At 64.8% G+C, this 18744-nt stretch carries 20 protein-coding genes; 12 read left to right on the forward strand and 8 right to left on the reverse strand.

What is annotated here, in order from left to right; translation table 11 throughout:
* Nucleotides 1-152: 152 nt before the first annotated feature.
* Both groL and groES read right to left on the reverse strand, forming a co-directional pair.
* Nucleotides 153-1784 (reverse strand): chaperonin GroEL, encoded by a 1632-nt coding sequence (gene groL, locus O9320_14515; protein ID MCZ8312055.1) that lies wholly within the window; start codon nucleotides 1782-1784, stop codon nucleotides 153-155.
* A gap of 27 nt (nucleotides 1785-1811) precedes the next feature.
* Complete coding sequence (gene groES / locus O9320_14520) at nucleotides 1812-2129, reverse strand: co-chaperone GroES (GenBank protein ID MCZ8312056.1); 318 nt, start codon at nucleotides 2127-2129, stop codon at nucleotides 1812-1814.
* 204 nt (nucleotides 2130-2333) lie between these two features.
* Between groES and O9320_14525 the strand changes: the two genes are divergently transcribed.
* Nucleotides 2334-2597: an usg protein gene (locus O9320_14525; GenBank protein MCZ8312057.1), complete on the forward strand. Its 264-nt coding sequence runs from the start codon at nucleotides 2334-2336 to the stop codon at nucleotides 2595-2597.
* Nucleotides 2598-2604: 7 nt separating this feature from the next.
* On the opposite strand, the gene O9320_14530 is transcribed toward O9320_14525, so the two are convergent.
* Nucleotides 2605-3378 (reverse strand): ferredoxin--NADP reductase, encoded by a 774-nt coding sequence (locus O9320_14530; GenBank protein MCZ8312058.1) that lies wholly within the window; start codon nucleotides 3376-3378, stop codon nucleotides 2605-2607.
* A gap of 31 nt (nucleotides 3379-3409) precedes the next feature.
* Nucleotides 3410-3913 (reverse strand): MarR family transcriptional regulator, encoded by a 504-nt coding sequence (locus O9320_14535; GenBank protein MCZ8312059.1) that lies wholly within the window; start codon nucleotides 3911-3913, stop codon nucleotides 3410-3412.
* A 106-nt stretch (nucleotides 3914-4019) separates the two neighbouring features.
* On the opposite strand from O9320_14535, the gene O9320_14540 reads away from it, so the two are divergent.
* Complete coding sequence (locus O9320_14540; GenBank protein MCZ8312060.1) at nucleotides 4020-5069, forward strand: COX15/CtaA family protein; 1050 nt, start codon at nucleotides 4020-4022, stop codon at nucleotides 5067-5069.
* Here the strand turns inward: O9320_14540 and O9320_14545 are convergent.
* The 3 genes from O9320_14545 to O9320_14555 are packed head-to-tail and all read right to left on the reverse strand — an operon-like array spanning nucleotide 5043 to nucleotide 7067.
* Entirely contained in the window at nucleotides 5043-5825 is a 783-nt protein-coding gene (locus tag O9320_14545) for a metal ABC transporter permease (protein MCZ8312061.1), read from the reverse strand. The genes O9320_14540 and O9320_14545 overlap by 27 nt on opposite strands.
* Nucleotides 5806-6585, reverse strand: coding sequence for an ATP-binding cassette domain-containing protein (locus O9320_14550; GenBank protein ID MCZ8312062.1), 780 nt, complete (start codon nucleotides 6583-6585; stop codon nucleotides 5806-5808). The genes O9320_14545 and O9320_14550 overlap by 20 nt, the downstream gene beginning before the upstream one ends.
* A complete protein-coding gene (locus O9320_14555) occupies nucleotides 6582-7067 on the reverse strand; it encodes a Fur family transcriptional regulator (protein ID MCZ8312063.1) in 486 nt (161 codons plus the stop codon). The genes O9320_14550 and O9320_14555 overlap by 4 nt, the downstream gene beginning before the upstream one ends.
* Before the next feature lie 56 nt (nucleotides 7068-7123).
* Here O9320_14555 and O9320_14560 point away from each other — a divergent pair, with 56 nt between their 5' ends.
* On the forward strand, nucleotides 7124-8038 hold the full coding sequence (locus O9320_14560) for a zinc ABC transporter substrate-binding protein (protein MCZ8312064.1): 915 nt from the start codon (nucleotides 7124-7126) through the stop codon (nucleotides 8036-8038).
* Here the strand turns inward: O9320_14560 and mutY are convergent.
* Entirely contained in the window at nucleotides 8025-9083 is a 1059-nt protein-coding gene (mutY, locus tag O9320_14565; protein ID MCZ8312065.1) for an A/G-specific adenine glycosylase, read from the reverse strand. The genes O9320_14560 and mutY overlap by 14 nt on opposite strands.
* Before the next feature lie 57 nt (nucleotides 9084-9140).
* Between mutY and O9320_14570 the strand changes: the two genes are divergently transcribed.
* The 9 genes from O9320_14570 (at nucleotide 9141) to O9320_14610 (ending at nucleotide 18744) form a co-directional block, all read left to right on the forward strand.
* The gene (locus O9320_14570; GenBank protein ID MCZ8312066.1) at nucleotides 9141-9644 is read left to right on the forward strand and encodes a DciA family protein; all 504 of its coding nucleotides are present in this window, start codon (nucleotides 9141-9143) and stop codon (nucleotides 9642-9644) included.
* Between the two features lie 87 nt (nucleotides 9645-9731).
* Entirely contained in the window at nucleotides 9732-10349 is a 618-nt protein-coding gene (locus tag O9320_14575; GenBank protein MCZ8312067.1) for a DsbA family protein, read from the forward strand.
* Nucleotides 10350-10374: 25 nt separating this feature from the next.
* Nucleotides 10375-13869, forward strand: coding sequence for an AAA family ATPase (locus O9320_14580; protein MCZ8312068.1), 3495 nt, complete (start codon nucleotides 10375-10377; stop codon nucleotides 13867-13869).
* Between the two features lie 152 nt (nucleotides 13870-14021).
* The gene (locus tag O9320_14585; GenBank protein ID MCZ8312069.1) at nucleotides 14022-14372 is read left to right on the forward strand and encodes an AtpZ/AtpI family protein; all 351 of its coding nucleotides are present in this window, start codon (nucleotides 14022-14024) and stop codon (nucleotides 14370-14372) included.
* Between the two features lie 62 nt (nucleotides 14373-14434).
* Nucleotides 14435-15169, forward strand: coding sequence for a F0F1 ATP synthase subunit A (locus O9320_14590; GenBank protein ID MCZ8312070.1), 735 nt, complete (start codon nucleotides 14435-14437; stop codon nucleotides 15167-15169).
* 95 nt (nucleotides 15170-15264) lie between these two features.
* Entirely contained in the window at nucleotides 15265-15489 is a 225-nt protein-coding gene (locus O9320_14595; protein MCZ8312071.1) for an ATP synthase subunit C family protein, read from the forward strand.
* Nucleotides 15490-15564: 75 nt separating this feature from the next.
* Nucleotides 15565-16047 (forward strand): F0F1 ATP synthase subunit B', encoded by a 483-nt coding sequence (locus tag O9320_14600; protein MCZ8312072.1) that lies wholly within the window; start codon nucleotides 15565-15567, stop codon nucleotides 16045-16047.
* Between the two features lie 10 nt (nucleotides 16048-16057).
* Nucleotides 16058-16546 (forward strand): F0F1 ATP synthase subunit B, encoded by a 489-nt coding sequence (locus tag O9320_14605; GenBank protein MCZ8312073.1) that lies wholly within the window; start codon nucleotides 16058-16060, stop codon nucleotides 16544-16546.
* A 206-nt stretch (nucleotides 16547-16752) separates the two neighbouring features.
* Complete coding sequence (locus O9320_14610) at nucleotides 16753-18744, forward strand: methyl-accepting chemotaxis protein (GenBank protein MCZ8312074.1); 1992 nt, start codon at nucleotides 16753-16755, stop codon at nucleotides 18742-18744.

An 18744-nucleotide genomic window follows, 5' to 3' on the forward strand; every position in this document is an offset into this window, starting at 1 on the left:
TGAGCTTAGCCAACGCGCGGCGGGATCGAAACCAGGATTGAAAGCACGCCGCGACAAAGCCCGAGACGGGCACATCTGGCGCCCGCGAACAAAAAAGGGCCGCCGTTCGCACGGCGACCCTTTCCGTATTCAGCCTTGGAAGCGGGCTGGGCTTAGTAGTCGCCCATGCCGCCGCCGGCCGGCATCGCCGGGGCCTTTTCGGGCTTCGGCGCTTCGGCAACCATGGCTTCCGTCGTGATCAGCAGACCCGCAACCGAAGCGGCATCCTGCAAGGCGAGGCGCACAACCTTGGTCGGGTCGATGATGCCGTCCTTGATCATGTCTACGTATTCGCCCGACTGGGCGTTGAAGCCCTGGGTCGTCGACTTGCCTTCGAGCAGCTTGCCGACGATCAGCGAACCGTCCGCACCGGCGTTTTCGGCGATCTGGCGGGCCGGAGCCTGCAGCGCCTTGCGCACGATTTCGATGCCGACCTGCTGGTCGTGGTTGGCCGTCTTGATGCCTTCCAGCACGCGCGTGGCGTAGAGGAGAGCCGTGCCGCCGCCGGGCAGAATGCCTTCTTCCACGGCCGCCTTGGTGGCGTTCATGGCGTCGTCGACGCGGTCCTTGCGCTCCTTCACTTCCACTTCCGTGGCCCCGCCGACGCGGATCACGGCAACGCCGCCTGCGAGCTTGGCCAGGCGCTCCTGCAGCTTCTCGCGGTCGTAATCCGAGGTGGTTTCCTCGATCTGCGCCTTGATCTGCGCGATGCGGGCTTCGATGTCCTTCTTCTTGCCCGTGCCGTCGACGATCGTGGTGTTGTCCTTGTCGATGCGCACGCGCTTGGCGCGGCCCAGCATGGTGAGCGTCACGTTCTCGAGCTTGATGCCGAGATCTTCCGAGATCACCTCGCCGGCCGTGAGGATCGCGATGTCCTCGAGCATCGCCTTGCGGCGATCGCCGAAGCCCGGCGCCTTGACGGCGGCGATCTTGAGGCCGCCGCGCAGCTTGTTGACCACGAGGGTGGCCAAGGCTTCGCCTTCGACTTCTTCGGCGATGATGAGGAGCGGCTTGCCCGTCTGCACCACGGCTTCGAGCACGGGCAGCAGCGGCTGCAGGCTCGCAAGCTTCTTCTCGTGGATCAGGATGTACGGATCGTCGAGTTCGGCCGTCATCTTGTCGGCGTTCGTCACGAAATAGGGCGACAGATAGCCGCGGTCGAACTGCATGCCTTCGACGACGTCGAGTTCGGTCTCGAGGCTCTTGGCTTCCTCGACCGTGATCACGCCTTCCTTGCCGACCTTCTGCATGGCCTTGGCGATCATCTCGCCGATTTCGCGCTCGCCGTTGGCCGAGATCGTGCCGACCTGGGCCACTTCGCCGTCGGTCGTGATCTTCTTCGAGCGCTTCTTGAGGTCTTCGACGATCTTTTCGACCGCGAGATCGATGCCGCGCTTCAAGTCCATCGGGTTCATGCCGGCAGCAACCGACTTCGCACCCTCACGCACGATCGCCTGGGCCAAAACCGTGGCCGTCGTGGTGCCGTCGCCGGCCGCATCGTTGGTCTTCGACGCGACTTCGCGCACCATCTGGGCGCCCATGTTCTCGAACTTGTCGGCAAGTTCGATTTCCTTGGCGACCGTCACGCCGTCCTTGGTGATGCGCGGGGCGCCGAACGACTTCTCGATCACGACGTTGCGGCCCTTCGGGCCCAGCGTCACCTTGACGGCGTCGGCGAGAATGTCCACGCCGCGCAGCATGCGGGCGCGCGCATCGCCTGCGAATTTGACGTCTTTAGCAGCCATGTTCGTTGTCCTCTTTGCGAATTTGAATCAGGCGGCCTTCTTGGCCGGCGCGGCGGCACCTTCGAGGGTGCCCAGGATGTCGCTTTCTTTCATGATCAACAGCTCCTGGCCGTCGATCTTCACTTCCGTGCCCGACCACTTGCCGAACAGGATGCGGTCGCCCGCCTTGACCGACATGGCAATGAGCTCGCCCTTGTCGTTGCGAGCACCCGGGCCCACGGCCAGCACTTCGCCCTGCATCGGCTTTTCCTTGGCCGTATCGGGGATGATGATGCCGCCGGCGGTCTTCGTTTCTTCCTCGACGCGGCGCACGACCACGCGATCATGAAGGGGTTTGAATTTCATCGGTTCGTTCTCCCTGAATTGGCACTCGCTTGGTGCGAGTGCCAATGCAAATAGGGAATGTCGGCGGCACCGTCAAGGGGTTGGCAGCACTCGCCGGAACATGCTGCTAATACACTGATTTATATATTGAAAATGGACTATGACAGTCGCACACTTGTTGCATGGCCCGCGTGACTAGGGCTATCGAACAGGAGGTGTAAGATCATGTCGGATTTTGCGCGTCAACTCGAAGACTACCGGCTTACCACAGCCGAGATCCTCTATCGCATGCCGGACCATCCCTCGGTGCTGCAGACGTTTGTTTGGCAGGATTTGGATCTAGCGCCGAAATTTCCAGTCCTGCAGAAGTTTCTCGATTTCTGGGAGAAAAACCTCGACGGGCGCCTGTTCAAGGTGCGCGTCGCGCACAGCACGTTGATCCGACCGGCCGAGTTCCGGCTCAACGCGCATCTCGCAACGCTGCACTAAACGCGCGTCACTTTTCGACGAAGGCGCGCTCGACCACATATGTTGCGGCGTTGGCCGAGTTGCCTTCGACGAACCCGCGCGCCTGCAGGATTGCCACAAAATCGGCCAGCAGCGACGGGCTGCCGCAGATCATCGCGCGGTCGTGGGCCGCATCGAGTGCGGGCAGACCCAAATCTTGCTCGATTTTGCCTGCATCGATCAGATCGGTCACGCGGCCCTGGTTGCGGAACCCCTCGCGCGTGACGGTCGGGTAGTAGAGCAGCTGTTGCGACACGAGCTCGCCGATCAGCTCGTGCTGCGGCAGTTCTTTTTCGATCAGGTCGGCATAGGCAAGCTCGGCCACTTCGCGGCAGCCATGCAGCAGCACGACGCGCTCGAATTTTTCGTACGTGGCCGGATCGCGGATGATGCTCATGAACGGCGCCAAGCCCGTACCCGTGCCTACGAGATACAGATTGCGGCCGGCCACCAGATTGTCGATCACCAGCGTGCCCGTGCATTTGCGGCCGACCAAAATCTTGTCGCCGGGCACGATCTTGCACAGATGCTGGGTGAGCGGGCCGTCGGGCACTTTGATGCTCAGGAATTCGAGATGCTCTTCGTAATTGGCGCTGACCACCGAATAGGCACGCATCAAGGGCTTGCCGCCGATCGGCAAGCCGATCATGACGAACTGGCCGTTCAGAAAGCGGAAGGTCGGCTCGCGTCGCGTGGTGAAGGAGAAAAGCCGTTCGGTCCAATGGTGGACGGTCAGAACTTCGGCATCGAAAAAAGCGCTCATCGGGTTTTTGCGTCCTTGGAAATCCGTCGTATCAGACAAGACCGGAGAGTTTCTGCAGCAGCAACGCAAGGGTCGCTCGCTCGCGCGCATCGAGCGGGGCGAGCGTGGTTTGCGAAACCTCTTCGACCTTCACGATCGCGTTTTTGGTAAGGGCCAGGCCCGCAGGGGTCAAACGCAGCAGCGTGGCGCGGCGATCCGAGGGGTCGGCGCGCCGCTCGATCAGATTGCGCGCCATCAGCCGCTGGATGACGCCCTGGATCGTCGCCGGATCCATCGCCGTTTGGCGGCCGAGCAGATTCTGCGACACTTCGCCGCGCTCGCCGATTTTGGCCAACGCCGCGAACTGCGTTGGCGTGAGATCGAGTGCCCCCAGACCCTTTTCGAAATTCGCCACGTGGCGCTGGTGCGAGCGGCGCAGCAAATGGCCGATATGCTGCTCGAGCGCATAGTCCGACTCCAAACGCAGCGGTGCGCCGGCGACGGCAGGCGCAGCGAGCGGTTTGGCAACGGCAAGGCGACGCGCGGCTGTCTTCATGGGCCTCGGGAGCTTTGTTTGTGTGCGTACGTTTCTCGCGACGGGGCTGTAAAAGTCAAGCCCGGACACACTGGCGGCGCGTGGCTTTTGGGTCTATGTCCCTGGCATGATCGATATCGCCGCCCCTGCCAGCGCCTTGCTGCGCGCGTCCGCAAAGACCGCCGATCGCACGATCGCGCACTGGCTATTTGCGTGCTGCGCGATGATTTTTGCGATGGTCGTGATCGGCGGCATCACGCGCTTGACCGAATCCGGCCTGTCGATCGTCGAATGGCGCCCGGTCTCGGGCATCCTACCCCCGCTCCGCGAAGCGGCATGGCAGGCCGAGTTCGACAAATACCGCCAGATCGACCAGTACCGGCTCATGAATGCCGGCATGAGCCTCGAGGCTTTCAAGACGATCTATTTCTGGGAGTGGTTCCACCGTTTCTGGGGCCGGCTCATCGGGATCGTGTTTGCGGTGCCGTTTTTCTGGTTCGTGCTGCGCGGCCAATTGCGCGGACGCCAGGCGGTGAAATTGTTTGCCCTTTTCTGCCTCGGCGGCCTGCAAGGGTTGATCGGCTGGTGGATGGTCTCAAGCGGCCTCAAGCCCGACATGCTGGCGGTCAGCCAATATCGTCTCGCCACGCATTTGAGTTTGGCGCTCGCTTTGTATTTGGGCTTGCTGTGGACCGCGTTGGGGCTGCGCTTCGGCCCGAGCCCGGGCAGCCCGGCCGGCTTTGCTGTGCTGGCCCTCGTCTTCACGACCGCGATGGCCGGTGCCTTCGTGGCCGGGCTCGATGCGGGGCTCGCCTACAATACATTCCCGCTGATGGACGGCGCTTTGGTTCCGCCCGGCTACGGCGACATCGCACCCTTCTGGAGAAACCTGTTCGAAAACCATGCGACGGTGCAGTTCAACCATCGCTGGCTCGGCATTGCGAGCCTCGTGGCGCTAAGTCTGCTCGCGTGGCGGCTGTTCAAATCAGTGCCGCGCGCGGCAATCGCGATGGCGCTTGCAGGGGCAGCGCAAGTCGCCCTCGGCATTGCGACGTTGCTGCTATGGGTCCCGATCCCGTTGGCTGCCGCCCATCAGGCGGGCTCGGTCGTACTGCTGACGGCCGTCGCCGTGGCCGTGCATGCGGCAGGGCTAAAGCAAGCTCAGCGCAAAGAGTAGGCTTGCGGTCAGCACCACCGACGGCCCCGACGGCGTATCGAGCAGCAGCGAAGCGCCGAGCCCGCCCGCGACGGCGAGCGCACCGATCGCTGCCGCCCCGATCGCCATCTGCTCGGGGCTGCGCGCAAAACGCCGTGCTGCCGCGGCCGGGATGATCAGCAGCGCCGTCACGAGCAGAGCGCCGACGATCTTGGCGGCGACGGCCACGACGAGGGCGAGCAGCAGCACGAAACAAAGCCGCACGTGGCCCACGCGCGTGCCCTCGACGGCCGCAAGATCGGCGTGCACCGTCGTCGCCAAAAGCGGGCGCCAAAGTGCGGCAAGGCCGCCAAGCGCCACCAAAGCGCCGCCCCAGATCCAGATGAGATCGCTCGGCGCCACGGCCAAAAGATCGCCGAACAGATAGCCGATCAGATCGACGCGCACGTTGTCGAGAAACGACAGCACCACGAGCCCAGCCGACAGCGCCGTAAAGGCCGAAATCGAAAGGAGCGTATCGGGTGCCAACCGCGAGCGTGCAAGCAATCCCGTCAACGCGAGTGCAAACGCGACGCACATCGCGACCATGCCGAGATTGACGTCGACATGCAGCAGGAAGCCCAGCGCCACGCCGAGCAAGGCCGAGTGCGCAAGCGCATCGCCGAAAAACGCCATGCGCCGCCACAAGACGAAACTGCCGAGCGGGCCTGCGATCGCGGCCAGCCCCAGCCCCGCCGCCAAGGCGCGCCACACAAAATCATCCATGGCGATGTCCATGCGGGCTGTGCCCCTGCGGGCTGTGATCGTGTGCGGGATCGGCGCACACCGCATGTTCGTGGTCGTGGCTGTGGCGATAGACGGCAACGCTCGCCGCCCCGCGCGCGCCGAACAAAGCTGCAAAAGCAGGATCGTTGCCCAGCGAAGCAGGCTTTCCGGTGCAGCACACATGGCCGTTCAGGCACACGACGCGGTCGGCGCGCGCCATCACGAGATGCAGATCGTGGCTCACCAGAAGCACGCCGCAGCCATGTCGCGCCACGACGCGCGCCAAAAGATCGTAGAGCGCGTCTTGGCCCGTCACGTCTACGCCCTGGGCCGGCTCGTCGAGTACCAGAAGCTGCGGTCGGCGCAGCAGCGCGCGCGCCAGCAACGCGCGCTGGAACTCGCCGCCCGACAAGGCTTGGATGGGTGCCTCGAGCCGAGCGGCAATGCCCGTCTCGGCGAGTGAAGCGGCGATCTCTGTTTTTGTGTAACGCCCGGCCAAGCCCACAAATCGCGCCACACTAAGCGGCAGATTGGCGTCGATTTCGATCTTCTGCGGCATGTAGCCGATCGTGAGACCGGGCTTGCGCACCACATTCCCGGCATCCGCCGCCTCAAGCCCCAACAATATGCGCAAGAGCACGGTTTTGCCGGCCCCGTTGGGACCGATCAGCGTGACGATCTCGCCTTGTGCAACGGCAATGTCCACGTCCGACAGCACGCGTCGTGCGTCGTAGGCTTTGGCAAGACCGCGCGCATCAATGAGAGTGGTCACGCGGTCTGGCACGCCGCACAAAGGCCCATGGCTTCGACCGTCCGCCGCTCGACCGCGAAGCCCGCGCGCTTGGCATGGCGGTCGATCGCGGTTGCGATATCGGATTCTTCGAGCTCGGCCGCCGTTCCGCACTGACGGCAAATCAGAAACTGCGCCGCATGGTCGGAAGCCGGATGCGCGCAGCCCAAATACGCGTTCAACGATTCCACGCGATGCACGAGGCCTAGGGCCAACAGAAATTCGAGCGCGCGATAGACCGTGGGCGGAGCGGCCGAGCGCCCGTCGGCGCGCAGACTGTCGAGCAGCGCGTAGGCGCCGACCGGCCGGTGGCTCGCCCACACGAGTTCGAGCACGCGCTTGCGCACGGGCGTGAGCTTTTCGCCGCGCGCTTTGCACACGGCTTCGGCCGTGGACAAGGCGGTGTGCACACATTTGCGATGATCGTGTTTGCCGGGGTCGCGTGCAGGGGCGTTGCGTTTCATGGTATTGTTATACTATAACCGATGCCTCTGTTATACTATTTCATTGACGAGGCAAAATGCGCTTCCTTCCGATCTTGGCTGCAATGCTCTGTCTGCTCGGCACGCCGCTTGGTGCCCAACCGCGCGTGGTCGCGAGTTTCCCGGCGATCCAGTCGATCGTGGCAGGCGTGATGGACGGCATCGCAACGCCCGAAACGGTCGTCAAAGGCGGGGCGTCGCCGCACGTCTATGCGCTGCGCCCGGGCGATGCGCGCCTGCTTGAAACCGCCGATCTGGTGGTGTGGGTGGGCCCCGCTTTCGAATCTCAGATGGCGCGTGCACTCCGCGCCCTCGGCCCCAAGACGCGCCAGATCCTGTGGGCCGACCTGCCCGGCACGGTGCTGCTGGCCGCACGCGAAGGTGGCCCGTGGGAAGGCCATTCGCATGCGCACGGCCATGCACACGCCGAAACACGCAACGACGGGCATCTTTTTCTCGATCCGCGCAATGCGATCGTGCTTGCCGGTGCGACGGCCGCAGCCTTGGCCGAGATCGATCCCGCCAACGCGCAGCGCTATCGCGCCAATGCCGCGCGCGTGACGGCCAATCTGGAAGCGCTCGACACGAAGCTCGGAGCGACGCTGCGCCCGCTTGCCGGCAAGCCCTTCATCGTGTTCCACGACGCCTTGCAGTATTTCGAAACGCGCTATGGCCTGACGCCCGCGGGCTCGATCACGGTCAGTCCCGAACGCCGGCCGGGCGCCCAACGCCTGCAGCGCATCCGCGAGCGCATACGCCGCGCGCAAGCGATCTGCGTATTCGCCGAACCGCAATTCGAGCCGAGCCTCGTTGCGACAGTCGTCGAGGGGACGTCGGCGCGCGTGGCGACGATCGACTATGTCGGCGTTGGGATTGCCTCCGGCAAAGACGCCTACGCAGCGATCTTGACCAAACTCGCCGACGATTTGGCCGGGTGCCTCAAGGCTTCTTGACGGCGTTCTTCTGCAAACCGTGCGCGATGAGTTTGCGCATCACGGTCGGTAACGCCTGAGCGGCTAAGGCCTCGGCTGCAACCCACTGCCCGCCGGAAACGTCGCTGCGCCGCACGTTCGCGCGCCACACGACGGCTTCAAGCTCGAAATGCGTGAAGCCGTGCCGCACCTTGCCCGGCAGCGCATGCCACGCCGCCGAGGCCGGGGCGGCCTTGCGCGCTGCCGCTTCGCCGGCAGCGCCAACCCGCCATTCGGTCGACGGGACTTCCATCATGCCGCCGAGCAGCCCGCGATCCGGGCGTCGGCGCAGCCACACCGCACCGCTGCGGTCGGTCAGCACAAACGCGATCGTGCGCCGCGTTGGCCGTTTGGGCTTCGGCGTTTTGACGGGATAGCGTTCGGCCTCGCCCGCGCGATGCGCCAAGCACGCAAGTTTGAGCGGACATAAAAGACAGCTCGGTTTGCGCGGTGCGCAGATTGTGGCGCCGAGATCCATCGTCGCTTGCGCAAAATCACCAGGCCGCTCTGGCGGGACCGCATCGGCCACATGCGCGCGAAGCTCGGTCTTTGCTTTGGGCAGCGGTGTCGCCACCGCAAACACGCGCGCGAATACGCGCTCGACATTGCCGTCGAGTACGGCGGCCGGGCGATCGAACGCGATCGCGGCGATGGCGGCGGCCGTATAAGGCCCGACGCCCGGCAATTCGAGCAACCCTTCTTCGGTGTCGGGGAAAACGCTGCCGAGATTGTGCACCACATATTGCGCGCATGCGTGCAGATTGCGCGCGCGTGCGTAGTAACCAAGCCCCGCCCAAGCTTCGAGAACGGTCTCGCGCGGGGCCGCCGCCAACGCGCCGATATCGGGCCAGGCGCGCACGAATTTCTGGAAATATGGGCCCACCGTCGCGACGGTCGTCTGCTGCAGCATGATCTCGGCAAGCCAGACGCGATAGGGATCGGGCGTCGCACCCGGCAAAGCGCGCCACGGCATCGCGCGTCGGTGGCGGTCGTACCAAGCCAGCAGGGCGGCGGCGAGCGCGTTCATTATTTGCTGAATCTTCCGGCGTTGGAGTCGGGGCGGGCACAGTTTAGACTGCGCCCCATGGCACTCAAGGCAATCGCCGCCCAAGTTCCCAAAGTCACCAAAGAAGCGCTGAAGCGGCGCGGCCCCGCCTTTGCCACGATCGTGGCCGAATGGGGCGAGATCGTGGGCCCCGCCCTCGCGGGCTCATGCCTTCCCGAAAAACTTTCGACGCCGCCGCGCCCGCCCAAGGGCGTTGCGGCACCGCCTTCGGCCGGCACGTTGACAATCCGCGTTTCGGGCGGGGCGGCCATGGAATTGCAGCATCTCGCCCCCTTGCTACTCGAGCGCATCAATCGTTTTGCGGGCTTCAAAGCGGTCGAGAGACTGCGTTTTATCCAAGGGCCGATGCCCGAACGCCCGATTTCGGCGGCGGTGGCCCCCATGCCGCTTTCGGAAGCCCAGAAAACAAGCATTGCCGCCGCTATCGAGTCGGTCGCGGCACCGGAGCTGCAGGCAGCCCTTGCGCGGCTCGGTGCGGGCCTTGTGGGCAAACGCCGCGGAAAAGCCCAAATTTCCCGGTGATATAGGCCGAGTTATCCCCATCGGGATTCAGGCCTTGAGGAGTCGCACTTCGAGTCGTTAGTGTCACAACATCTTGTGGGTGGAACCGTGAAAAACCAGCATATCTCGACAATCGTCGCCTTTTTCGCCGCTTTCGCGGCCTTCGTCTCGGCGCCTGCCCAGGCCCAGCAGGGCCCGCGTGCCGAGGGGCTCGATTTTGTGGTCGGAGCTGCCAACGCGCCGGTCACGATCATCGAATACGCCTCGATCACGTGCCCGCATTGCGCGCGCTTCCATGCCGACGTGCTGCCGCGCCTCAAGGAAAAATACGTCGAAACCGGCAAGGTTCGTTTCGTGTTCCGCGATTTCCCGCTCGACCGGCTCGCCCTCAACGCCGCCATGCTGGCGCGCTGCAGCGGGCCGGAGCGCTATTTCACCTATCTCGACGTGTTCTTCGCCGAGCAGGCGAATTGGACGCGCGGCTCGGCCGAGCAGGCCATGACCGCTTTGCGGCGCCTCGCGCGCACCGGCGGCATGAGCGAGCCCGCGATCGACGCGTGCCTTGCCAATGTCGAAATCCAGAACGCCGTGCTGACGCAAGCCATGACCGGCGAGCGCGAGCATCGCGTCCAAGCCACGCCGACCCTGGTCGTCAACGGCCAGGTGCAGCGCGGTGCGCCCACTTTCGAAGAGCTCGAGCGGATCCTCGCCCCGCTCGTCAAGTAAAGCTACGCCCTAAGGAGTACCGTCGATGCAGTTCGTCAAGCTTCGCCTGTCCGGCTTCAAATCGTTCGTCGAACCGACCGAGTTCGCGATCGAACCGGGGCTGACCGGCATTGTCGGCCCCAATGGCTGCGGCAAGTCGAACCTCGTCGAAGCGCTGCGCTGGGTGATGGGCGAAAACCGCGTAAAGGCTTTGCGCGGCGGCGAAATGGACGACGTGATCTTCGCAGGCACGTCGAGCCGGCCCGCGCGCAACGTCGCCGAAGTGGCGCTGCTCGTCGAAAACCCGCTTCACAAAGCGCCCGCCGCCTACAACGACATGGCGGATTTCGACGTCGTGCGCCGCATCGAGCGCGAAAAGGGTTCGGCCTATCGCATCGGTGGGCGCGAAGTGCGCGCGCGCGACGTGCAGCTATTCTTCCAGGACGTCGGCTCGGGCGCGCATTCGCCGTCGTTGGTGAGCCAAGGACGCATCGGCGCCATCATCCAGGCCAAGCCCACCGAACGCCGCCAGATCCTCGAGGAGGCGGCCGGCATCACGGGTCTGCATTCGCGCCGCCACGAGGCCGAGCTAAAACTCAAAGCAGCCGAGCAGAATTTGGCCCGTCTCGACGACGTGCTGACGACGCTCGGCGTGCAGCTCGAAGGCCTCAAGAAGCAGGCGCGCCAAGCGGCCCGCTATCGCAACATGAGCGACCTCGTGCGCCGCGCCGAGGCGATCCTGTTCCATCTGCGTTGGCAGCAGCAGATCGCCGACACGCAAGCTGCGGCCGAAAAGCTCGCTGCTGCCGAAGCTTTGGTGATCGACATTACGACGCGCGCGGCCGCCGCATCGACGGTGCTGGCCGAAGCGCAGGCAACCTTGCCCGACTTGCGCCAGCACGAGCAGGAAGCCGCCGCCGCTCTCACGCGCCTCGAAGTGGCGGGCGAACAGCTCGCCGACGAAGAGCGCCGCACGCTCGCACAGATCGCCCAGCTCGACGTGCTGCTCGAACAGCTTACGCGCGACAAGCAGCGCGAAGAAAACCTGCTCGCCGACACGCAGAATGCGCGCACGCGCCTCGAAACCGAGCTTGGCGAATTGGCCGAGGCCGACACCCGCGCCGACGGCGAAGCAGCTGCACTCGGCGACGAAATCGCCAGCCAACGCGACACGGTCGAAACGCGCGACGCAGCCCTTGCGCGCGCGACCGAAGCCGTCGCCAAGGCCGAAAGCGAGCGGGCTGCTCTGCAGCGCGAAATCGGCGATGCGCAAGCGCGCTTGGCGCGCATTGGCGAGCGTTTGGCGGCCCAAGAAGCCGACAAAGCCAAGCTTGAAGCGCAGCTTGCCGGGTCCGATGAAAAGCGCGCCGCCTTCGATGCGCGCTTGGCCGAGGCCGAAGCGCAATTGGCAGCCGCCATGTCGGCTGCCGAAGACGCCGAAGGTGCGCGTCGTGCGGCCCAAGAAGAGGAATTCGCCGCGCGCGAAGCACTGCGCGAGGCCGACCAGACCTTCTCGAAGCTCGACGGCGAGCGCCAGGGCATTGCGCGCGCGGTCGGGGCAATCACCAAGAATGCCGGGCCGTTTGCACCGGTGATGGACGCGCTCAAAGTCGCCCCCGGTTTCGAAACCGCCCTCGGTACGGGCCTGGGCGACGACCTGTCGGCCGGTCTCGATGCGGCGGCGCCGCGCCAATGGCGGGTGCTCGACATCGCGGGCAATCCGCCGCCGCTGCCCGTCGGGGCGGTTGCGCTTGCGTCTTACGTCGAAGCGCCCGCCGCTTTGGCGCGCCGCTTGTCGCAGATCGGCGTTGTGGCAAACGAAGCCGAAGGTGCGGCCCTGGCCGCACAACTCGCGCAAGGCCAGCGCCTCGTCACCAAAGAGGGTGCCCTCTGGCGCTGGGACGGTTTCGTGCAGGCAGCAGGGGCCCCTTCGCAGGCCGCAGAATTGCTGACGATGCGCAATCGTCTTGCGGCCCTCGAAGATGAGTGCACGCGCGCACGCGAAATCGCCGATGGTGCCCGCACGCGTTACGGTGCGGCCCAAGCGGCTGCCAAGACGGCAGAGACCGCCGACCAGCAAGCGCGCCAGCAGACGCGTAGTGCGGGCAATGCGATCGAAGCCGCGCGCGGCGACATCGCACGCCTCACGCGCGAAACCGAAGCCGAGTCGACCAAGCTTGGTCTGCTCGGCGCCGAAATCGCGCGCATCCTCGCCGACCGCCAGGAACTCGATGCGCGCCGGGCCGGTGCGCAAGAGCGCTTCGATGCGATCCCCGATCCCGCCCAAGCGCGTGCCCAGCTTGCCGAAGACCGCCAGGCTTTGAGCCAGGCGCGCCAGCTTTTGGCCGAGCGCGAAACGGCATCACAGCGCCTCGCACGCGAGCGCGAAAACCGCGCGCGCCGCCGCTTGAGCATCGGCAACGAGCAGCAGGCGTGGGAAAGCCGTGCCGACTCGGCCCAGCGCCAGATCGCGACCTTGGTCGAGCGCCACGAACTGGCCGAAAGCGAGCGTCTCGACCTTGCCGAGCGGCCCGCCAAGATCGCCGCCGACCGTGCGAGCCTGGCCGACAAGACGCAGGAAATGGCGCAGCTGCGCCGCAACGCCGCCGACCAGCTCGCCGCCGCCGAGACGGCCGTGCGCGATGCCGAACGCGCGCTCAAAGCCGTCGAAGCATCCCTCGTCGAAGCGCGCGAAGACCGCGTGCGTGGCCAAGCCCACAGCGAGCAGCAGACGCAAGCCCAAGAGCAGCTCGCACTAACGATCCGCGAGCGGCTCGATTGCGCGCCCGAAGAAACGCTTGCCGCCGGCATGGTCGAAGCCGATGAAGATCTGCCCGCGATCGGCGACATCGAACGTCGCCTCGAGCGGCTCGTCAAAGAGCGCGACAATATGGGCCCCGTCAATCTGCGCGCCGAGCAGGAAGCCGAAGAGGTCGAAGCGCAGATCACCGGCATGACCAACGAAAAGGACGACCTGGTGCAGGCGATCGGCAAACTGCGCCAGGGCATCGGCAGCCTCAACAAGGAAGCGCGCGAGCGCCTGCGCGAAGCCTTCACGAAGGTCGATGGCCATTTCCAGGATCTGTTCCAGCGCCTGTTCGGCGGCGGTCGCGCGCACCTGACCTTGAGCCCCGTGATGGGGGCCGACGGCCAGGTCAACGACGACCCGCTCGAAGCCGGGCTCGACGTGATGGCCTCCCCGCCGGGCAAAAAGCTGCAGTCGCTCACGCTGCTGTCGGGTGGCGAACAGGCGATGACGGCTTTGGCGCTGCTGTTCGCGGTGTTCCTCACGAACCCCGCCCCGATTTGCGTGATGGACGAAGTCGACGCCCCGCTCGACGACGCCAACGTCGATCGCTTCTGCAAGCTCCTCGACGAAATCGGCCGTTCGAGCGGCGTGCGCTTCATCGTCGTAACCCACCACCGCTTGACCATGTCGAAAATGGACAGGCTGTTCGGCGTGACGATGGCCGAGCGCGGCATCTCGACCCTCGTCTCGGTCGATCTTCGCAGTGCGGAAAGGCTGCGGGCGACCGCCTGACGCGGCCTTTTTTCCAATGGCGGATCAAGCACTTGACGTTCTCTAAAGGCGCTTGACAGAGCCAAGTCCCATCCCTATTGTCCGCGCCGTCAGACGGGTGGAAAGGTGCGGATTTCCGTGTCTTTTCCGCCGTTTTCACCGGAGCTTCGAGCATGGCCGATTCCGACGACCGGAACCGCGAGCTTGAAGCCTTCACGGCCAAGGTTGCGGCCGTGCAGCAACGCCGGGAGAAATCGGCAACGCGTTCGGCCGCCGCTGCAGGTGCCAAGACCGGTCAGTTGGGTCTTGGCTTTCGCATCTCGGTCGAATTGCTGGCGACCTTGGCGGTCGGCACCGGGATGGGCTATGTGCTCGACCGGTGGCTTTCGACAAGTCCCTGGCTGACGCTCGCGTTTTTCATGCTGGGGGCTGCTGCCGGCATGCGCAACGTGATCCGGGTGGCAACCGCCGCCCAGAAAAAAGTTGCGGACGACCAGGCCGCAAAGCCCGGACCACCCGCCTGAGCTTGTCTGCCCGAGTTTGCCTGCCCGAGTTTGCCTGCAACGCCATCGGAGATTTGAACCCCGTGTCCAGCCCCCTTGACCAGTTCCAGATCAAGCCGCTCGTGCAGCTCGAAGTGGCAGGCCTCAATCTTGCCTACACGAACTCCGCCTTGTGGATGACGCTGGCCGCCGGTGCGGCCGCCCTGTTCCTGCTGGCCTCGGCCAACGGCGCGCGTTTGGTGCCGGGCCGCCTGCAGTCGATGGGCGAGCTCATGTACGAATTCATCGCGGGCATGGTGCGCGAGAATGTCGGCGACGAAGGCAAGAAGTACTTCCCGTTTTTCTTCACGCTGTTCTGTTTCGTGCTGTTCGGCAACTTGGCCGGCATGATCCCAGGCTCGTTCACCTTCACGAGCCACATCGTCGTGACCTTCACGATGGCGCTGCTCATCTTCCTGGTCATCACCGGCATCGGCTTCGCGCGCCACGGCACGCATTTCTTCCACCTGTTCTTCCCGTCGGGCGCACCGCTTGCGACCGCCCCCATCCTGATCCCGATCGAAGTGATCTCGTACATGGCGCGGCCGATCTCGCTGTCGGTGCGTCTGTTCGCCAACATGACGGTCGGCCACATCATCATGAAGATCTTCGCGGGCTTCGTGATCAGCCTCGGCGCCTATTTCGTGATCCCGGGCGTGGTGCCCTTCTCGGTTCTGGTCGGCATCTCCGCCCTCGAGTTTTTCGTGGCGGCGCTGCAGGCCTACATCTTCACGATCCTGTCGTGCATCTATCTGAACGACGCGATCCACCTGCACTGAGCGCGGTCGCCTTCCGCCTGCCCCGAAAAAAGTGGACCGGCGGACGGAAAGCGGCGAGCGACCAGTAAACTCGTAGAAAAGAAGGAAATAGGACGATGGAACCAGCAGCAGCAAAACTCATCGGCATGGGCCTGGCCGCGATCGGCATGATCGGTGCGGGCATCGGCGTGGGCTCGGTGTGGGCCAGCCTGATCGCCGCGGTCGCCCGTAACCCGGCCGCCAAGGACAATGTGCAGGTGTTCGCCTATATCGGCTTCGCCGTGACGGAATTCATCGCACTGCTCGCCTTCGTCATCGCGATCCTGATCTTCGTCTCCTAACAAGCGTTCCTGCCGGGCGGGCCCGCATCTTCCGCGGCCCGCCCGGCCCCTCTTCTTCTCGCCTCGGGGCTGTCGATGCCGCAATTCGATCCAACCTGGTTCGCCAGCCAGATTTTCTGGCTGGTCGTCGTGTTCGCGGTGTTCTACCGCGTGCTGTCGCGCAACGTGCTGCCGAAGCTCGGGGCCGCGATCGAAGGCCGCGAGAAGCAGATCGAGGGCGACCTCAACCGGGCAGCCGCCCTCAAGGGCGACAGCGACGCGATGATCGCAGCCTATGAAAAAGCGCTTGCCGAAAGCCGCGCCAAGGCCCAGGCCGTGCGCCTCGAAACCGAAGCGGCACTCGCCAAGCAAGCCGCCGCCAAATCGGCCGAGCTCAACGCGGCCTTGAGCGTCAAGATCAAGGCGGCCGAAACCACGATCGCCGCATCGCGCGCGACGGCACTTTCGAACGTCGAAGCGCTCGCCGCCGAAATCGCCGTCGATGTTGCCCGCAAGATCGGCGGCCTCGCCGTGAGCGAAGCCGACGCCAAAGCCGCCGCCGCCGCCGCGCGCGCCTAAGGAAACAGCCATGGCCATTCTGCAAAGCGAATATCTCTGGATCACGCTGGCGATCCTCACCTTGTTCTATCTCGCCTGGGGCCCGGCCAAGTCGGTCGTGATCGGCGGGCTCGATGCGCGCGCCGAGCGCATCCGCAAGGATCTCGACGAAGCCGCCAATCTGCGTGCGCAAGCCGAAAAGCTGCTGGCCGAGTACCAGGCCAAGCATCGCGACGCGATGGCCCAGGCCGACGCGATCGTTACAGCTGCCAAGGAAGAAGCTGCGCGCCTCGCCGCCAAAGCCGAGGCTGACCTTGCGACGTCGCTCAAGCGCCGCGAAACGCTCGCCCTCGAGCGCATCGCCCAAGCCGAAGCGCAGGCGACGTCGGACGTGCGCAGTGCGGCGGTCGATCTGGCGATCGCGGCGACGTCCAAACTTCTCGAAAAGAACCTCGATGCTGGCCGCCAAGACGCGATCGCGGGCCAAGCGATCCAAGCCCTGCCCGCGCGCCTGAACTGACGCGTTTCGGCCCTTTGGCCGCCGAAGAACCCCGCCCCGCCGCAGTCCGGCCGGGCGGGGTTTTTTGTTCCTGGGGTCGGGAGACAGAGGTCGCACGGCTCAGAACCAGAACAATTGCAAAGAATTCGATAAGTATGTAAAGTAAAACAAGATTATACGATCAGTTTTTGTAATCTGCGCATGACACAGACGAAGGACACCTTCAAATGGGCTTGAAACTCAAGTTGGCGACGCTGGCGAACATTCTCGGTTTCCTCGTCATCGTCGGTTTTGCCGCAACCGTACTGACGAGCGACACGGCCTTGCGCAAACTCAAGGTCGGCGGTCCGGTTTACGAGCGCGTCGTGCTCGGCAAAGACCTCGTCGCCGACATCCTGCCCCCTCCCGCCTATGTGCTGGAAGCCTATCTCGAAGCGACTCTTGCGATGCAGCCAGGCAGCGACGTGCCCGCGCACAAGCAAGCGCTCGCCAAGCTCAAGCAGGACTACGACACGCGTCAAGCTTTCTGGCGCAACCCTTCGACCGACATCGACGCCGACGTGCGCCGCAAACTGACGGTCGAGGCGCACCAGCCGGGCGTAGAATTCTGGAAGATCGTCGACGAGCAGCTGATTCCGGCACTCGAAGCACGCGATGCACCGCGCGCACAGACGGCCTATAGCGGCCTGCAGGCCGCCTATGCGCGCCATCGCGCGGGCATCGACGCGGCCGTCGCTGCGACCGAAAAAATGAACGAAGCGACTGAAGCCTACGCCGACGCCCAGGAAGGCACCTTCGTGCTGGTATTGTGGCTGGTCTCGGGGTTCGTGATGCTGGTCGCGATCGTCGGCGTGGGCGGCGTCATTTTCGGCATGATCCGCCCGATCCGCACCATGACCGGATCCATGCGCGCCCTTGCGGACGGCGACACCACGCTCGAAATTCCGGCTCGCGAACGCGCCGACGAAATCGGCGAGATGGCCAAGGCCGTCCAAATCTTTAAAGACAACGCGATCGAAAACGAACGCCTCAAGGCCCAGCAGGGCGTCGCGCGCGCGGAAGCGGAAGCCACCAAGAAAGCCGCAATGCGCGGCATGGCCGAAACGGTCGAGCGCGAAACGACGGCGGCCGTCGAAACGATCTCGCGCAACACGCGCGCAGCCGACTCTGCCGCCGACGGCATGACGCGGCTTGCCCAAGAAGTGTCGAACGATTCGCAGGCCGTTGCCGCGGCTTCCGAACAAGCGCTCGTCAACGTGCAGACCGTGTCGTCGGCGGCCGAAGAGCTCACCGCCTCGATCGGCGAGATCTCGGCGCAGATCGCGCGCGCCTCAAGCGTAACCAAACAGGCCGTCGCCAGCGGCGACAATGCGCGCGCGACGATCCAGTCGCTTTCCGATGCCGTCGCCAAAATCTCGGAAGTGACGAAGCTCATCGGCCAGATCGCGGGCCAGACCAATCTCCTGGCCCTCAACGCCACGATCGAAGCCGCCCGTGCGGGCGACGCGGGCAAGGGCTTTGCCGTCGTGGCCTCGGAGGTCAAAAACCTCGCCAACCAAACCGGACGCTCGACCGAAGACATCGACCGCCAAGTCGGCGAAATCCAGGCCGCAACCCAAGCGGCCGTTGCCGCCGTTACGGAGATCGGCGAGCGCATCCGCGAGGTCGACGAAGTCGCAGGTGCCATCGCCGCCGCGATGGAAGAGCAGGGGGCGGCCACGCAGGAGATTGCGCGCAATGTCGTGCAGACGGCCGAAGCCTCGCGCGAAGTCGCCGCCAAAATCGGCCGCGTCAGCGCCCAGGCTGGGTCGGTCGAATCGAGTGCCGCCGACGTGCGCTCCGCCGTCGCCTCGGTCACCGAAGAGATCGCAAGCCTGCGCGACACGCTCGTGCGCGTGGTGCGCACCTCGACTGTCGAAGCCGACCGACGCGCCTACCCGCGCTATGCGATCAAGGCCGATATCGAACTTACGGACGCTGCCGGCAAACGGCACGACGCGAAGCTTACAGATGCGTCCGAGCAAGGGGCCTGCGTCATCACGACGCTCAAGCTGTCCGAGGGCGGCAAAGGCACGTTGCGTTTCGACGGACTGCCGTCGGTGCAACGGTTTGTCGTGCGCTGGGCCGAACCCGAGCGCCTGCATCTTGAATTCGAGACGACCGATACCGCCTATCTCGAATGGTTTGGCCGACGCAAAGCCGGGCTCAAAGTGCTTTAA

The organism is Magnetospirillum sp. (genome assembly GCA_027532905.1).
In the GTDB taxonomy this organism is placed as follows: Bacteria; Pseudomonadota; Alphaproteobacteria; order CACIAM-22H2; family CACIAM-22H2; genus Tagaea.